Below are 15,828 nucleotides of genomic sequence, written 5' to 3'. Positions count from 1 at the left end.
ACCTCACAAACACCTTCGCGTCACGTGAGGTTTATCGCGCTAACCCGACACCGACACCGACGACGACCTGGCGATCCGATATCGCACGAATGCCGGAAAAGCCAATGCCGCCAGCACTACACCGATAACCACCAGCACACCGCCGCCCGCCGCAGCGACCGCGGTACCCAGGCCGGCCGCAGCAAAACCGTGGGCAACATCACCGATGCGCGGGCCGCCTGCGACGATCACGATGAACACGCCCTGCAACCGCCCGCGCATCTCATCGGTGGTGACGGTCTGCAACATGGCGACGCGCAGTGCAGCCGAGACCATATCGACCGCACCGCCGAAGGCCGAGCAGGCCAGCGCGATCCACAGTCCCGGCCCGATGCCGAGGCCGCGGCCGGTCAGTCCAACGGCCAGCCCGAAGCCGACCATGGCCAGACCCCACAGCGCGATACAGACCACCACCGCCAGGCCCTGGCGGCGCACATGCGCGATCCAGCCGGAGAACACCCCGCCCAGTACCGCGCCGACCGACATGGACGCGAACAGCAGGCCGAGCGCGACGCCGCCGGTGGCCGGGTCCCCGAAGGTCTCGTGCGCGATCTGCGGGAACAGCGCGCGCGGCATGCCGAAGACCATGGCGATCACATCGACGATGAAGGAGGCGAGCAGGATGCGCTGCGTCGCCAGATAGGCGAAACCGTCCAGAACCGTACGGAATCCGGCCTTGCGCGCGGTTCCGGTCGGTTCGATGGCCGGCAGCTTCCACACCGCCCAGACGGTCGCGAGCAGCGCGACGGCGTCGATCAGATACAGGGTGGACAGCCCGAGGACAGGGATCAGCACACCCGCGAGCACCGGTCCGGCAATGGCGCCGATCTGCTGCACGGTCATGCTGAGCGCGCTGGCGGCAGCCAGGTGTTCGACGGGGAGCAGCCGCGGGATGGCGGCGCTGCGGGTCGGCTGATTCACCGCGAACAGCGCCTGCTGCGCGGCGAAAAGCCCCAGCACGATCCACACATTGTCGAATCCGGCCGCGGCTTGAGCCCAGAAAGCCAGCGCGGTCACGCCGGTGCCGCAGTTGGTGATGAGCATCAGCTTGCGCCGGTCCATCACGTCGGCGAGCGCACCGCCCCACAGACCGAACACGATCAGCGGTATCAGGCCGAACAACCCGGCCAGCCCGACATAGCCCGAGCTGCCGGTGATCTGGAAGATCTGCTGCGGCACCGCCACCACGGACAGCTGCGAACCGATCACCGTGACGATATTGCTGGTCCACAACCGTCGGAAATCGGGATAGCGCAGCGGGGTGGTGTCGGCGAGCAGTTTCACCGATCGCAGCGTAATGAGTCGGTCAGCGGCCCAACAACGTTGGGGGCCCGCTGATCGCGCATCGCGCAGCGATTCGATGGAGGGTGGCGGCCGGGTGACGGGTGGGCGCAGCGCGCAGCGATTCGATGACAGGTGGCGGCCGGGTAACAGCTGGGCGCAGCGCGCAGCGATTCGATGACAGGTGGCGGCCGGGTGACGGGTGGGCGCAGCGCGCAGCGATTCGATGAGGGGCGGCGGCCGGGTGACGGGTGGGCCTGGTCAGGGTTGTAGTCGGTCGACGATCATGACGTCACCGCTGATGCGCACCCGGATCCGGTTGTGCAGCCGACCGCGGCGCCCTTGCCAGAACTCCACTTCATCGGGCCGGATCAGGTAGCCGCCCCAATGTGGCGGCACCGGGATCTCGTCGACATCGGCGAAGCGGGCGGTGGTCTCGGCCAGCGTGCGGTCGAGTTCGGCGCGCGAGGCGATCGGCCGGGACTGCCGCGAGGCCCAAGCGCTCAACTGCGAATCGCGCGGCCGGGAACGCCAGTAGACGGAGGTGGTCTCGGGCGAGACCAGCTCGACCGGCCCGCGCACATGGACCTGGCGGCCGAGCGCGGGCCAGACGAAGGTCGCGGCGGCGAACGGAACACCTGCCAGTTGGTTGCCCTTGGCCGAGTCGTAATTCGTGTAAAAAGTCACACCCTCCGGCGAGAGGCCTTTACACAGCACCGTCCTGGCAACCGGGCGCGGACCGGCATCGGTCAGCGCGACGGTGGCGACGACCATGGCATTGGGCTCGGGGATGCCGACGGCGGTGGCCTGTTCGATCCAATGCCGCAGCAGCGGCTCCCAGCCCCCGGCCAGCCAGGTTTCGTCCAGATCGGTGTCCTCGCCGCTGCCGAAGGGCATGCCGGCGTAGTCGACTCGCATGGCGGCCAGATCGGACGCCGGGAGCAGGGTCGGATCGGTCACGGTCGTCTCCTGATCGATGGATGAATTGTCCAGGTCACGCATGGGGCAGACGTTACTCTGCGGTAGCAAGGAGCTAAGGTTTTGTTGATCGGCATGTGCTCGGCGAGCCACACCCTCATCGACGAGAACAGGCCTTTTCGAGCGACCGGCGTGCCGTCGCTCGCGACCTTTTCGAGCGACCGGCAAGCAGTCGCTACGGAATGCGAACCGAAGTGCAAGGAGAGTCACAACATGACTACCAGCCCCGCGGTGCCCAGCGGGCACACCGCCGTACCCCCCGACTTCATCAGCGGCCTGGAAGGCGTGGTCGCCTTCACCACCGATATCGCCGAACCCGACAAAGACGGCGGCGCGCTGCGCTACCGCGGCGTCGATATCGACGACCTGGTCGGCTCGCAGGTGACCTTCGGCGACGTGTGGGCGCTACTGGTGGACGGCGAATTCGGTCGCGGTCTACCACCAGCCGAACCGTTCCCGCTGCCGGTGCACACTGGTGACGTGCGCGTCGACGTACAGGCCGGACTGGCCATGCTCGCCCCGATCTGGGGCTATCAGCCGCTGCTCGATATCGATGACGAGACCGCACGGGAGAATCTGGCGCGCGCCTCGGTGATGGCGCTGTCCTACGTCGCGCAGTCCGCGCGCGGCATCTACCAGCCCGCGGTGCCGCAGAAGAAGATCGACGAGTGCACCACGGTGACCGAGCGGTTCATGACCCGCTGGAAGGGCGATCCGGACCCGCGGCACACCGAGGCCATCGACGCCTACTGGGTTTCCGCCGCCGAACACGGCATGAACGCCTCCACCTTCACCGCCCGCGTCATCGCCTCCACCGGTGCCGATGTGGCCGCATCGCTGTCCGGTGCGATCGGCGCGATGTCCGGCCCGCTGCACGGCGGCGCACCGGCGCGGGTGCTGCCGATGATCGAGGCCGTCGAAAAGTCCGGTGACGCACGCGCTTTGGTCAAGGGCATCCTGGACCGCAAGGAAAAGCTGATGGGCTTCGGCCACCGGGTCTACCGGGCCGAGGATCCGCGCGCCCGCGTGCTGCGCGCCACCGCCAAGCGCCTCGGTGCCCCGCGTTTCGAGGTCGCCAGCGCGCTGGAGCAGGCCGCACTGGCCGAACTGCGCGAGCGTCGCCCGGACCGCGCCATCGAGACCAATGTCGAGTTCTGGGCCGCGGTCATCCTGGACTTCGCCGAGGTCCCCGCGCATATGATGCCCGCGATGTTCACCTGTGGCCGCACCGCCGGTTGGTGTGCCCACATCCTCGAGCAGAAGCAGCTGGGCAAGCTGGTCCGCCCGGCCGCCATCTACACCGGCCCCGGCCCGCGCCGGCCGCAGGAAGTCGCCGGCTGGACCAGCATCGCGCACGTGTAGTACGCCCTAGCGGGTGGTAATCGGACACCGTGGTGGGATCTATTGCCCACCACGGTGTCCGGCTATTTGCACCGGTAGCATCCTGGGGACGGTTGTGAGAGAGAGCTAACGGGGAATGCTGGATAGGAATATGTCGCGGCGGCGGCTGATCGGGTTCGGTACTGCGGCCGCGGCATTCGTCGCTGGATGTAGTACCGACAATGGCAAGACCACCAACGCACAACCGAGAACTACGACCGCCGCGAACGCTGTTGATGTGCAGGCCATGCCGAAGGCCCAGCAGCAGGCGCCCGCCGCCAACTCGCCCGCAGCGGTGGCCGCCCGGCACGCGGGTGCGCAGCCGCAGCAGTGGGGCATGAAGATGGACGGCATCACCAGCACTTTTGCCGCAACCGGCAAGCAAATGGCGGTGACCTTCGACGCATGCGGCGGGCCCGGCAATAACGATATCGACGAGGCCCTGCTGAATCTGCTGATCTCCCAGCAGATTCCGGCCACGCTATTCCTCAATAAGCGCTGGATCGATGCGAATCCGGGTCGGGCCGCGCAACTGGCGGCGAATCCGCTGTTCGAGCTGGCCAATCACGGTGTCGCGCACAAGCCGCTCTCGGTGACCGGCCGGGCCGCCTATGACATCGCGGGCACCGGATCGCCGCAGGAGGCGGTCGACGAGGTCTGGGCCAATCACGAACGACTCACCAACCTGCTCGGCAAACCGCCGCGCTTCTTCCGCGCGGGTACCGCGCACTATGACGATGTCGCGGTGTCGATCGTGAACGAGCTCGGCGAACGGCCCGTCGGTTTCAGCATCAACGCCGACTATGGCGCCACCGCGAGCGCGGCACAGGTCCAGAGCGCGATGAAAGCCGCGGAACCGGGCGCGATCTCGCTGGCGCATATGCACCGGCCGAACTCCGGGACGGCCGCCGGGATGACCGCGGCGCTGCCCGCACTGCGTGCGGCGGGGTTCACCCTTGTCCATCTGTGAACACGAATATTACGGAATGGACTGGACGCCCCAGGGATCGCGGCAATAACGCGCAACCCTCGGCGGCGAGCCAGTATGGTACCGATGCTGACTGCTATCGCGAGGTCAGCCGACCGCCTGCCGGTCGCTCCTGGACAAACCTGCCCGACAAGTTCGGGCGCAGCACAATGGTGAGACGGATCACGGCTGCTCACTGGGCATTTCGCCGAGCGCGAGGTGACCTGATCGGGCCGATCCGAGCGGAAGGCGGTAGGTAGGGTGGCGCAGGGAATATTCGCGCACACTCGGTGGCGGCACCTGGAGCAATGGCGGGTGCGCTGGAAAGTCGGCGCGGCCGTTGCGCTTCCGCTGGCCGCGGCCATTCTGCTCGGCGGCCTGCGCCTGACGGTCTTCTTCAATGACTACTCCCAATACGCCGATGCCGCTGATCGGATCTCCGATATTCCGGCGATCACCGCACTCGAATCCGCGGCCTCGACCGTCGCGGGCGGGCAGGTTTACGGCACCACCACCGACCAGGACCTGGTCGAATTGTCAACGGCTATTACCGAAGCCACCCTGCGCGCCAAGCGCAAGGGCCTCGATGCGACGGTCGCCAGGGCGCTGCAGCAGATGACCGCAACGAGTGAAGTCATCCGCTCGGGCGGTAAGGGCGGCGGCGATCCGGTCAAGGCCGTCGAATTGAACAACGCGATCGTCGTCGATGCCATCGGCACCGTGGACAAGTTGCTCACCCCGATCCGCGTCGGCTCGGTCGTGGTCGCGAAGGCACAGCTCGCCGATGTGCTCGTCGGCAAGGTCGAGGGCTTCAACTGGCTGATGGCGGCGATGCAGGCAATCCAGCAGCCGACCGAGGCCGAGGGTTTCCATACCGCGCAGGGGCGATTCCTGGCCACCACCGATGCGATCGAGCAGGCCGTGCCCGCGGCCAAGCCCGACCTCGATCGGGTGGTGCGTCCCAACAACGCCGTGCTCAAGGACATGATCGAGACGGGGATCCACACCCACATCGTGGACCTGGTCGAACTGCGACGGCTCGCCATCGAATCCCGCGATGTCTACACCGGACTCACCGGCGAGATCGTGCAGGGCGTCATCAGCGATGTCGACAACAAGGTGACGGCGGCCCAGTCCGCGGCCCTCCAGGCCTCACTGGTGGTGCTCGTCACGGTGATCGCGGCGCTCGGTTTGGCACTGCTGGTCGCGCACTCGCTGCTGCAGCCGCTACGCAGGCTGCGGGCGGGCGCGAGCGAACTCGCCGAACGGGATCTGCCCAGCGAGGTCGAGCGGATCATGCTCGGCGCCCAGCTCGAAGACATCACGGTCAAACCGGTGCCGGTGCACACCGGCGAGGAGATCGGCGAAATCGCCCGCACCGTGGATGGTTTGCACGCGCAGGCACTCAAACTCGCCGCCCAGCAGCAACTGCTGCGCGATCAGGTCAACGACATGTTCGAGACCATGGCGCGGCGCAGCCAGACCCTGGTGGATCGCCAGCTCAGCATGATCGAGGCGCTGGAATTCGAGGAGAAGGATCCCGAACGGCTCGGACAGCTGTTCCGGCTCGACCACCTGGCCGCCCGCATGCGGCGCAATAGCGCCAACCTGCTGGTGCTGGCCGGGACGCGGTCGCGCCACGATCGGTCCGGACCGGTCGAGGTGCGCGATATCCTGCGCGCCGCGGTCTCCGAGGTCGAGGACTATCAGCGGGTCAAATCCGGTGCCACACCCGATGGTTGGGTCGCTGGCATCGCGGCCACCGATGTGGTGCACCTGATCGCGGAGATGCTGGAGAACGCGCTGCGCGCCTCACCACCCGATAGTGATGTCACGTTCTCCTACAGCCGGACCTCCGAGGGCGGCCTGCTGATCGAGGTCATCGACGAGGGCATCGGCATCGTGGCGGCCGAACTGAACGAGATCAACGAGCGGCTGGCGACGCCGGCCGCGGTCACCGTCGCGACGACCCGGCAGATGGGCATGTTCGTAGTCGGCAAACTCGCCGAGCGCCATGGCATCACGGTTCGACTACGGCGTTCCCATGATCGCGCGCTGAGTCCGGGAATCACCGCGAGCCTGCACATTCCGCCCGCGCTCATCGACGTGCCGTCCCAGGATCCGGCTGATCCGGCGACTCTGAAGCCGGTGATTCCGGTACATCGCGATGCGCTGGGTACCGCGGCGACGGCCACGGCCGCGTCGGCCGCCAAAGTCACGCCCGCGGTCGAGGCCATTGCGCCCGCGAAGGCGGTCACCCCCGCGGCCAAGGCCGCACCCGCGGCGCGGCGGATCGGCGCGCCACCGTCGGCCCTGCCCAAGCCAGCGGAGCCCGCGCCCGACGCACCCGCCGCACCGCCGGTGATCACCAGTTACGGCCTGCCGAAACGGGTTCCGGGTGTTAATCGCAAGGGGCGCCGGAAGGCAGGTGCAGCCGCTGGCGCAGCCAAGCCGTCTGATGCAACCGCTGCGACCACATCGGCCCCGGCTACCCCGACACCGGCCAGCTCGACCCCGGCTACCCCGACCCCGGCCAGCTCGACCCCGGCCAGCTCGACCCCGGCCAGCTCGACCCCGGCCAGCTCGACCCCGACCAGCTCGACGCCGGCGAGCTCAACGCTGCCCGCCGCTACGCCGTCATCCGCGAGCGTGCCCGATTCGGGTCCACCGACCGGGCCCCACCGCGTGGTCAAGACATCATCGTTCTTCCAGACCGCGCCTACCGAATCCACACCATCCGGGGCGAATGGGGATGCGGCAGAGTCCATCCGATCCACACCGGACGGGGAATCGGCGCAGGATACCGGTGGCGAAAAGACGCCGATATTCGCCGGGATGATGTCGAAGTGGTTGGCGGATCCGACTACAGGGGAGTTACCGGTGTTGACGAATTGGCATTCGGCGGCGGATGAAGGCTGGTCTGCCGCACAGCGGGCGGCGGATGCGCAGATCACGGAAAGGACGACCTCCGGACTACCGAAACGAGACCCTGGAAATCAGTTGGTGCCCGGTGGGGCCGAATCAGGGGCGGGGACAACGGATTCGGCGGCGGGCCCACGACGGAACCCGGAATCGATCCGTGCAGGATTGAACAGCTATCAGCGGGGGGTACGTGACGGAAGAGCCACTGGTAAGTTGAAACCCTTTGCAGCCGAGGATGTTCGATGACCGCACCTGAGCAAGAAGCCCCCGCCGCGTCCCGCGCTGTCTCGGCGAAGATTGTGATAGCCGGAGAAATGGGCGTCGGCAAGACGACCCTGGTGGGCGCGGTATCGGATATCGTGCCGCTGAAGACCGAGGCGCTGATGACCCAGCTCAGCTCCGAGGTCGACGACACCTCCGCGGTCCCGGATAAGCAGACCACCACGGTGGCCATGGATTTCGGCCGGATCACCCTGTCCGAGGATCTGGTGCTCTACCTGTTCGGCACCCCCGGCCAGCATCGGTTCTGGTTCATGTGGGATGACCTCAGCCTCGGCGCGATCGGCGCCATCCTGCTGGTCGACACTCGTCGGGTGGACGAAAGCTTCGCCGCGGTCGACTATTTCGAGGAACTCGGTCTACCGTTCCTGGTCGCGGTGAACGAATTCGAGGGCGCCCCGAAATTCCCTGAGGAGGCCATCCGCGACGCGCTGTCGCTATCCGACGACGTCCCGGTCATGATGATCGACGCCAGAGACCGGGAGTCCGCCAAAACCGCCCTGATCGCACTCACCGGCCACGCCTTGGCCCGGGTCAAGGCGAAGAGCTAGTGATCGAATGGGCGGCTGTGCCGAGCCGCCCATTCGACAGCTAGTCCTCCCCGAGGGAGGCGAGCCAGTCGACCGCGACGGATTCGCCGCGGTCGACGGTGAAGAAGGCGACCTCGAGGTGCTGGCCCAGATCAACGAGACCGAGGGCGGCCAGTGGGACCGGCTGGATCAGGCGCACGCGCCACGGTTTCGCCTCATCCCAGGCATGCAGTTCCAGATCCAGGCGCAGCACCGGATCGTCGCGACCGGCGTAATCGGCAGCCACCGGCGCGGCGGCCAGTACGGTGGCATCGGCGCGACGGCCGTCGGCGAGGATCTTGGCAATGCTGGCCCGGCCGGTCTCCTCGATATCGGGCACATAGAGCACCAGCCGGTCGCGGTCGCCCGGATCGACCCGGCAATTGATCACATCCCCGGGCTGCATCCACTCCAGATCTTCGGGGCGCATCCGCTGCCGGACCCGGGTTTCGTATGGCAGTGCGCCTTCCACCTGCACGCGGACCCAGAAAACGTGTCCTGGTTCGCTGCGCTGGGGCCGCACACCGAGGATCGTGGCCGACCCGGCGACGCCGTGCATCAGCAACTCGCGCCGCTGCCCATCCGATAACGTACCGGCGCGTAGCCCGAAGTTCCGTGACCCTCGACTGCGCAGTACCCACCCCGTACTAACCGACGCCAGGTTCATGGACGTCAACGTTAGCTGGAGTGTGGTCAGAGTCACAGCAATACCACCGACTACCCTGTTGGCCATGACCGCTGAGTTCCCGACCATTCCCGACGATCTCAAGCCCGCCGACGGACGGTTCGGCTGTGGCCCCTCCAAGGTGCGCCCGGAGCAGTTGCAGTCTCTGGTCTCCGTCGGCGCCTCGGTATTCGGAACCAGCCACCGGCAGAAGCCGGTCAAGGACGTGGTCGCGCGCGTGCGCAAGGGCCTGCGCGAACTCTTCGCCCTGCCCGACGGCTACGAGGTGGTGCTCGGCAACGGCGGCACCACGGCGTTCTGGGATGCCGCCGCATTCGGCCTGATCCGGGAGCGCTCGCTGCACCTGACCAACGGTGAGTTCAGCTCGAAGTTCGCCGCGGTGGCCAAGGGCAACCCGTTCATCGGCGATCCGATCGTGGTCTCCGCCGAGCCGGGCAGTGCACCCGAACCGGTTGCGGATCCCTCGGCCGACCTGATCGGCTGGGCGCACAACGAAACCTCCACCGGCGTCTCGATCCCGGTGCAGCGTCCGGCGGGTTCGGAGAACGCGCTGATCGCCATCGACGCCACCTCCGGTGCGGGCGGTCTGCCGGTGAACATCACCGATGCCGACGTCTACTACTTCGCCCCGCAGAAGTGCTTCGCCTCCGACGGCGGCCTGTGGGTCGCGCTGATGAGCCCGGCCGCACTGGCTCGAGTCGAGGAGATCAAGGCCTCGGGTCGCTGGACCCCCGAATTCCTTTCGCTGCCGATCGCGATCGACAACAGCACCAAGGACCAGACCTACAACACCCCGGCACTCGGCACCCTGCTGCTTTTCGCCGACCAGATCGAATGGCTCAATGGCAACGGCGGGCTGGACTGGGCGGTCAAGCGGACGCTGGATTCCTCGTCGCGGCTCTACTCCTGGGCCGAGTCGAGCCCCTACGCCACCCCGTACGTCGCGGATCCGGCACATCGCTCGCAGGTGGTCGGCACCATCGACTTCGCCGATTCGGTCGATGCGGCCGCGGTGGCGAAGGTGCTGCGCGCCAATGGAATTGTGGACACCGAGCCCTACCGCAAGCTCGGCCGCAACCAGCTGCGCGTGGGCATGTTCCCGGCAATCGACCCCGAGGATGTCTCGCAGCTGACGCGTAGCATCGACTGGGTCGTCGAGAAACTGGGGTAAATCAGCTCGGCAATTGCGACACGCCCACTTTCCGACACGCCGCGCATTAGGGTGCGGCGAATCGATCAGAGCAGACTAGCGGGGCGCGGAAGGTCTTTCGCAGATTTCCGCCCCGCGTGTCCCGCCTCGAGATCATCAGTAGTGCACTACTGTTTCGGAAAGTGGGCGGTGTCGCGAGCCGACGCGATAAGGAGGTAACGGTGCGTGAACTTCGAGTGATCGGGGTGACGCCCGACTCCACGCACATCGTGTGTATCGACACCGAGACCGGCAACAAGTACCGGCTGCCCGCCGACGACAAGCTTCGAGCCGCAGCACGCGGAGACCTTGCCCGATTCGGCCAGATTGAGATCGAGATGGAAGCAACTATGCGTCCCCGCGATATTCAAGCTCGTATCCGTGCCGGGGCATCCGTAGAACAGGTCACCGAGGAATCCGGGATGCCGCTGAGCCGGGTCGAACGGTTCGCCTATCCCGTGCTGCTGGAACGGGCCCGCGCCGCGGAACTAGCGCAGAAGGCCCATCCGGTGCGCGCCGACGGTCCGGCCGTGGAAATCCTCATCGATATCGTCACCGCCGCCTTCACCGAACGCGGGCATACCCTCGAGAACGCCGAATGGGATGCCTGGAAGGACGAAAAGGGCTTCTGGGTCGCCCAATTGCAGTGGCAGAATGGCCGTTCCGAAATCGCCGCGCATTGGCGCTACCAGCCCGACGCGCACGGCGGCTCGGTCTCCCCGCTCGACGATCCGGCCTCGGACCTGATCGATCCCGACTTCGGCCGTGCTCTGCGCGGGCTCGCGACCATCCTCCCGCCGCAGGCCGAAATCGAGGCGCCCGTCGCGCCCGAACCGCCGGTGGAGACTCGGCCCGTGGAGCCCCGCCCCGCCGAGGCGCGTCCGGCGCGCGAGACCGCGGCGGCACCGGCACGGACATCGGCACGCAGTCAGCCGACCCTGGACGAGTACTACGAGCAGCGCTCCGTCGCGGCCGGTGGCAGCAGCGCGCCGGTCAGCGCTGGCGGTGCGGCTGCCGCGATTCCGGCCGCCGCGAGCACGAATGCCATTCCGGCCGCGGGTGGTTCCGCCGCTGCCGCCTCGGGGACGAGCACCGCTCCGTCCGCCGGTGCTGCGCCGGCCGCACCGGCAGCCGGTGCGAGCACCGCCCCGCCCGCGCCCACCGCTCCGGCCAAGCCTGCCGCTCCGGCCAAGCCTGCCGCCTCCGCGAAGCCTGCCGCGGAGGAAGCACCGAAGACCAAGGCCGCGCCCGCGAAGGCGGCGCGGAACAAGCGGGGCAAGGCGCCCATGCCGTCGTGGGAAGACGTGCTGCTCGGGGTCCGCAGCTCGGGACACTGAGTCGAGCCCCGGACCGGGTCTCAGGTCCGGGTCCAGCACAGCGACATTCGGCGTCCACCTCACACAACGCTCGCGATGGCGGAACTCGTTCTGGAGAACCCCGCCATCTGCTCTGCTCGATCTTGTTCGCCCTGATCGTCAGCTAACTGTTTGCTGCGAATTTCTGATGCCCGCTGGTGTGTTCAGAGGCGGAAGGTCCATCGCCGAAGCGGGAGAGCGGGTAGATTTTTCGTGTGTCGTCGACTTGGTTTGTCGACGTCGGGCGGCTCACGGTAGTGGGAAGTCACGCGCGAGGACGCTGTGGGTTGCTCGAAGTTAGCGGAGCTGTTTGGTGCAACCATCGGGAGGTGCCGGAAATGCTGTCCAAGGCTTCGTCTCTCTGGTACGTCGACGCACAGGATCCGTTGGCGGTACTCCGCGCGAACCACGATCCGGATCCGGAAGCCGCGCTCGCACTGGCGAAACAGCTGCACGAGGACCGCGACGTCCTGCCCATCATGGTGGGCACGCTGGGCGGTTGCGCGGGGCCGGACGCCGACGAGGTGTACATCGGCTGCTATCCCGGGGTCACCGTGGTCTGCTCGTCGCAGGCGGCGCGGGCGCATCCGACGGCACTGCCGGAGTTGCTGGTCCGCCCGCTCGCCTCGGAGCACACCTATCTCGTCTCGTTCGACGCTCACCATGGCTGGGGTTCGTTCGCCCATTGGGAGCGTGGCGAATTCCGGCGCTCGTTCAGTTCGACACGGGTGAACATCCTGGAAGACGAGGGCCTGCCACTGGTGTGGGAGCGCACGTATTGGGCCGGTGATCATCCGGTGCGCTGGCAGGCCGGGGAACTGCCGGACCCGCAGACCCTGCCCTTCGATCCACCCGATTTCGCCGACGCCGCCAATAACGAATGGCTCGGCTTCCACTACCGGGCCCCGGCCGCCGACGGCGCGCTGATACCGGGTGATATCGCGGTCTGCGGCTTCACCCTCTATCCGAAGGGTCAGGCACCCGCCACAGCCGACCTGATGCCACCCGACGAGCGGCACAACGGCCATACGCGACCTCGACGCGGCCTACTGAACTGGCTGCGCGGCAAGGATCGCGTCTGTTGAGGTCTAGCCCGACAATCCGCCGATGATCAGGACCAGCCAGCCGAGCAGAACACCGGCCGTGCCGCCGCCGATGACCCAGCGGGTCACCGGCGCCTGACGCCAGCGCCAGGCGGTGGGCGCGGCGCCGCCGACGGCGACCAGGTTGACCAAGATCGCGAGTATCGGATGTACCTGTGCCAGTGCCGAGCCGAAGGCATACACCGCGACGGCCGTCAGCAATGCCACCATGGTCGCGACGGTGAGCCCGGCGGCCCACGGGGTCGGATCCTGGTAGGGCTGGTAGGGGCGATATGCGCCATTGGGGAAATAGCTCACGACTGCGCCTCGCAAGCGCTCGGCTCCATCGTGCGCCACGACGCGCTGCGCTTATGGTTCACTCGCTGATGCTCGCTCACGACTGCGCCTCGCAAGCGCTCGGCTCCATCGTGCGCCACGACGCGCTGCGCTCATGGTTCACCCGCTGACGCTCGCTCACGGCCTCCCCCTCATGACGTCCTCACCCGTTCATAGAACGCCATGGCGGCCGCGGTCGCCACATTGAGCGAATCGGTGCCCGGCGACATCGGAATGCGCGCCCGAATATCGGTGGCTCGCATGGCCTCCTCGGTCAAACCCGGCCCCTCCGCACCGAGCAGCAATGCCACCCGCTCCCCCGTCATCGCCGTGGCCAGGTTCACGGCGGCCGGGTTCGGGGTGAGCGCGATGATCTGGAATCCCTTGTTCCGCAACATATCCAACCCACCCGGCCACTGCGGCAGCTGTGCGAACGGCACCCGCAGCACATGTCCCATCGACACCCGCACCGCACGCCGGTACAGCGGATCGGCGCACCGGTCTCCGAACAGGATGGCCTCGACGCCGAGTCCCGCCGCATTCCGGAACATCGAGCCGAGGTTCTCGTGATCGTTCACCCCCTCCAGCACCGCCACCGTCCTGGCCCGCTCGATGACGTCGTCCACACTCAACTCGGCGGGTCTGCGCGCCACCGCGAGTACGCCGCGATTGAGATGGAACCCGACCACCTCCGCCATCACCTCGGCGGTCGTCCGGTAGTACGGCACATCGATGTCCGACAGATCCGCCGCGAGTTCAGCGCGCCGCTTCTCCACTCCGAGCAGCGCGTCCGGTCGAAACCGCGAATCGAGCATCCGCCGTACGACCACCACCCCCTCCGCGATCACCAACCCCTTGCGCCCCGGCAGATCGGGCCGCCGATCCGCGGACTTCAAGTCGCGAAAGTCATCGACCCGCGGATCAGCGGAGTCACCGATATCGATCACTTCGACCACCGCTACATCCTGCCGGGCACCACCACCCCACCCGACACCGGTGCCGATCACCGATCCCGAACCTCCCCGATCACCACTCAGCGCCACACCCGAACCTCTAGCCTGGACACCACGCAGCCTCCGGCCACCACCCCGCCGACACCGGTGCCGATCACCGATCCCGAACCTCCCCGATCACCACTCAGCGCCACACCCGAACCTCTAGCCTGGGCACCACACAGCCTCGGCCACCACACCACCGACATCGATGCCGACGTCCGACGCCCGACCAATCCCCAGTGTTCACTGTTGCGTACGGCTCCGAAGTGAGTGGCAGCCGTGCTCCGCAAGCCAACAAACCAGCGTTCGCCTCGGCGTCCCGTGGCGCAGTCGGGACCGCGCGTTCCGCTCGGCACCCCATGCCGAAGAGCTTCAGATCTGGCCCTCGGCGAGTCGCGCGGCATGTCGGTCTGCGAGGTATTCGGAACCTCTGCTGGAACTCAGGTGCACCTCTGCTGGCGCGGTAATTCGAGTGCGGGCGGGTGGGGAGGCGTGCGATGGTCGAAGGATGACGCTGATACCCGGCATCACCATTAGGTCGGCCACCGACGACGATGTGGCGGCCATTCAGTTGCTCGGCGACACTTCATTCGGCATGCGGGGTGAACCGGAGTACGCGCAGCTACGGGCGCAGGTTTTTCCGACCGAGGAGGCCATCGTCGCCGTCGACGACGGTCGCATCGTCGGACATGCCAAGTCCACCCGGATGACACTGACGGTGCCCGGCGAGCGCACGGTCGAGGTCTGCGGCATTGCCGGGGTCGGTGTCGCGCCGATGCATCGGCGGCGCGGAATTCTGCGGGCCATTTATACCGAGCAGCATCGGCGCACCGAGGAGGCCGGGCTCGCGCTGACCATTTTCACCGCAAGTCAGGGAGCCATCTACGGCCGGTTCGGATACGGCCCGACGATTCGGGAGAACGCGGTCTCGATCGATCGGCGGTTCGTCGAATTCCTACCGTCGGCCCCCGATCCGGGCGGCGTGGTGCTCAGCACCATGGCCGACGCGGGCGAGCCGATACGGGCGATCTACGACCGGTGGCGTCGCCTGGTGCCCGGCGCGCAGCGGCGTCCCGAGGCCCGCTGGAAAATGGACCTCGCCGATTCGCCCGCCTTCCGCAATGGCAGCAGTGAGCTTTTCGCATTCCTGCACCCGGACGGGTACGTGCTGTACCGGTACAACCGTCGCGAACGCACCATGACCGCGGTCGTCGAGGAGATGCGCGCGGTCACCCCGGAGGCGCATATCGCGTTGTGGCGGGCGCTATTCGGATTGGAACTGTGCAGCCACATCGAGGCGGCGCTCACCGACAACGATCCGCTCCCGCATCTGCTCACCGATCTCCGACTGGTGCGCACACAGGCACGCTATGACGCATTGTGGTTGCGGCTCATGGATGTTCCCGCCGCGCTGACGGCACGTGCATATCTGCGCGATCTGAATGTCGTACTCGCGGTGCAGGATCCGTTCCGCAATGCGGGCGGCAGCTTCGAACTCACGGTGCGTGACGGCGTCGCCGAATGTGTGCCGACCAACCGGACGCCCGACTTCGAACTCGGCATCGACGTGCTCGCCAGCATGTACCTCGGCGCGTATCCGGCGCGGGTCTTCGCAGGGGCCAACCGGCTGCAAGCCAAGGACGCCGCGCAACTGCGCGCACTCGACGAGGCGTTCGGCGCGGAGCGGGACGCGGTGCTGGGTTGGTTCTTCTGAGCCGGGCTGGTTCTTCTGAGCCGAGTCGGTTCTGCTGAGCCGGGCCGATCCCGCTGA

The 15,828-nt window shown here is 67.2% G+C and carries 13 protein-coding genes; 8 read left to right on the top strand and 5 right to left on the bottom strand.

Annotated features, from left to right (window positions below):
- Positions 1–39: 39 nt before the first annotated feature.
- Positions 40–1,323 carry an MFS transporter gene (locus ACWEO2_RS15470; RefSeq protein ID WP_452405864.1) on the bottom strand — a complete coding sequence of 428 codons (1,284 nt, stop codon included), beginning with the start codon at positions 1,321–1,323 and terminating at the stop codon, positions 40–42.
- Positions 1,324–1,581: 258 nt separating this feature from the next.
- Entirely contained in the window at positions 1,582–2,322 is a 741-nt protein-coding gene (pdxH, locus tag ACWEO2_RS15465; protein ID WP_452405863.1) for a pyridoxamine 5'-phosphate oxidase, read from the bottom strand.
- A 189-nt stretch (positions 2,323–2,511) separates the two neighbouring features.
- Between pdxH and ACWEO2_RS15460 the strand changes: the two genes are divergently transcribed.
- From ACWEO2_RS15460 to ACWEO2_RS15445, 4 genes are all read left to right on the top strand, one after another.
- On the top strand, positions 2,512–3,660 hold the full coding sequence (locus ACWEO2_RS15460) for a citrate synthase 2 (RefSeq protein ID WP_452405862.1): 1,149 nt from the start codon (positions 2,512–2,514) through the stop codon (positions 3,658–3,660).
- 130 nt (positions 3,661–3,790) lie between these two features.
- Positions 3,791–4,648, top strand: a complete 858-nt coding sequence (locus ACWEO2_RS15455) for a polysaccharide deacetylase family protein (RefSeq protein WP_452405861.1) — start codon at positions 3,791–3,793, stop codon at positions 4,646–4,648.
- A gap of 258 nt (positions 4,649–4,906) precedes the next feature.
- A complete protein-coding gene (locus tag ACWEO2_RS15450; protein WP_452405860.1) occupies positions 4,907–7,813 on the top strand; it encodes a sensor histidine kinase in 2,907 nt (968 codons plus the stop codon).
- Positions 7,810–8,397: a GTP-binding protein gene (locus tag ACWEO2_RS15445; protein ID WP_354961519.1), complete on the top strand. Its 588-nt coding sequence runs from the start codon at positions 7,810–7,812 to the stop codon at positions 8,395–8,397. Before ACWEO2_RS15450 ends, ACWEO2_RS15445 begins: the two co-directional genes overlap by 4 nt.
- A gap of 40 nt (positions 8,398–8,437) precedes the next feature.
- On the opposite strand, the gene ACWEO2_RS15440 is transcribed toward ACWEO2_RS15445, so the two are convergent.
- Complete coding sequence (locus ACWEO2_RS15440; protein ID WP_452405859.1) at positions 8,438–9,082, bottom strand: hypothetical protein; 645 nt, start codon at positions 9,080–9,082, stop codon at positions 8,438–8,440.
- A gap of 64 nt (positions 9,083–9,146) precedes the next feature.
- On the opposite strand from ACWEO2_RS15440, the gene serC reads away from it, so the two are divergent.
- The 3 genes from serC (at position 9,147) to ACWEO2_RS15425 (ending at position 12,729) form a co-directional block, all read left to right on the top strand.
- Positions 9,147–10,271, top strand: coding sequence for a phosphoserine transaminase (gene serC / locus ACWEO2_RS15435; RefSeq protein ID WP_354960648.1), 1,125 nt, complete (start codon positions 9,147–9,149; stop codon positions 10,269–10,271).
- A gap of 200 nt (positions 10,272–10,471) precedes the next feature.
- The gene (sepH, locus tag ACWEO2_RS15430; protein ID WP_452405858.1) at positions 10,472–11,626 is read left to right on the top strand and encodes a septation protein SepH; all 1,155 of its coding nucleotides are present in this window, start codon (positions 10,472–10,474) and stop codon (positions 11,624–11,626) included.
- Positions 11,627–11,982: 356 nt separating this feature from the next.
- A complete protein-coding gene (locus ACWEO2_RS15425; RefSeq protein WP_354960650.1) occupies positions 11,983–12,729 on the top strand; it encodes a DUF6928 family protein in 747 nt (248 codons plus the stop codon).
- Between the two features lie 3 nt (positions 12,730–12,732).
- Here ACWEO2_RS15425 and ACWEO2_RS15420 read toward each other — a convergent pair whose 3' ends face one another.
- Positions 12,733–13,044: a DUF2537 domain-containing protein gene (locus tag ACWEO2_RS15420; protein WP_452405857.1), complete on the bottom strand. Its 312-nt coding sequence runs from the start codon at positions 13,042–13,044 to the stop codon at positions 12,733–12,735.
- Positions 13,045–13,214: 170 nt separating this feature from the next.
- On the bottom strand, positions 13,215–14,018 hold the full coding sequence (locus ACWEO2_RS15415; RefSeq protein ID WP_452405933.1) for a TrmH family RNA methyltransferase: 804 nt from the start codon (positions 14,016–14,018) through the stop codon (positions 13,215–13,217).
- 547 nt (positions 14,019–14,565) lie between these two features.
- On the opposite strand from ACWEO2_RS15415, the gene ACWEO2_RS15410 reads away from it, so the two are divergent.
- Positions 14,566–15,771, top strand: coding sequence for a GNAT family N-acetyltransferase (locus ACWEO2_RS15410; protein ID WP_452405856.1), 1,206 nt, complete (start codon positions 14,566–14,568; stop codon positions 15,769–15,771).
- The last annotated feature ends 57 nt before the right edge of the window (positions 15,772–15,828 follow it).

Source organism: Nocardia sp. NPDC004278 (genome assembly GCF_053602975.1).
This window is presented reverse-complemented; position numbering and strand designations above follow the sequence as displayed.

Coding starts and splice junctions, on each gene's coding strand:
- pdxH (WP_452405863.1), bottom strand. CDS start 2,322: ATGCGTGACCTGGACAATTCATCCATCGATCAGGAGACGACCGTGACC.
- ACWEO2_RS15460 (WP_452405862.1), top strand. CDS start 2,512: ATGACTACCAGCCCCGCGGTGCCCAGCGGGCACACCGCCGTACCCCCC.
- ACWEO2_RS15455 (WP_452405861.1), top strand. CDS start 3,791: ATGTCGCGGCGGCGGCTGATCGGGTTCGGTACTGCGGCCGCGGCATTC.
- ACWEO2_RS15445 (WP_354961519.1), top strand. CDS start 7,810: ATGACCGCACCTGAGCAAGAAGCCCCCGCCGCGTCCCGCGCTGTCTCG.
- ACWEO2_RS15440 (WP_452405859.1), bottom strand. CDS start 9,082: ATGAACCTGGCGTCGGTTAGTACGGGGTGGGTACTGCGCAGTCGAGGG.
- serC (WP_354960648.1), top strand. CDS start 9,147: ATGACCGCTGAGTTCCCGACCATTCCCGACGATCTCAAGCCCGCCGAC.
- ACWEO2_RS15425 (WP_354960650.1), top strand. CDS start 11,983: ATGCTGTCCAAGGCTTCGTCTCTCTGGTACGTCGACGCACAGGATCCG.
- ACWEO2_RS15410 (WP_452405856.1), top strand. CDS start 14,566: ATGACGCTGATACCCGGCATCACCATTAGGTCGGCCACCGACGACGAT.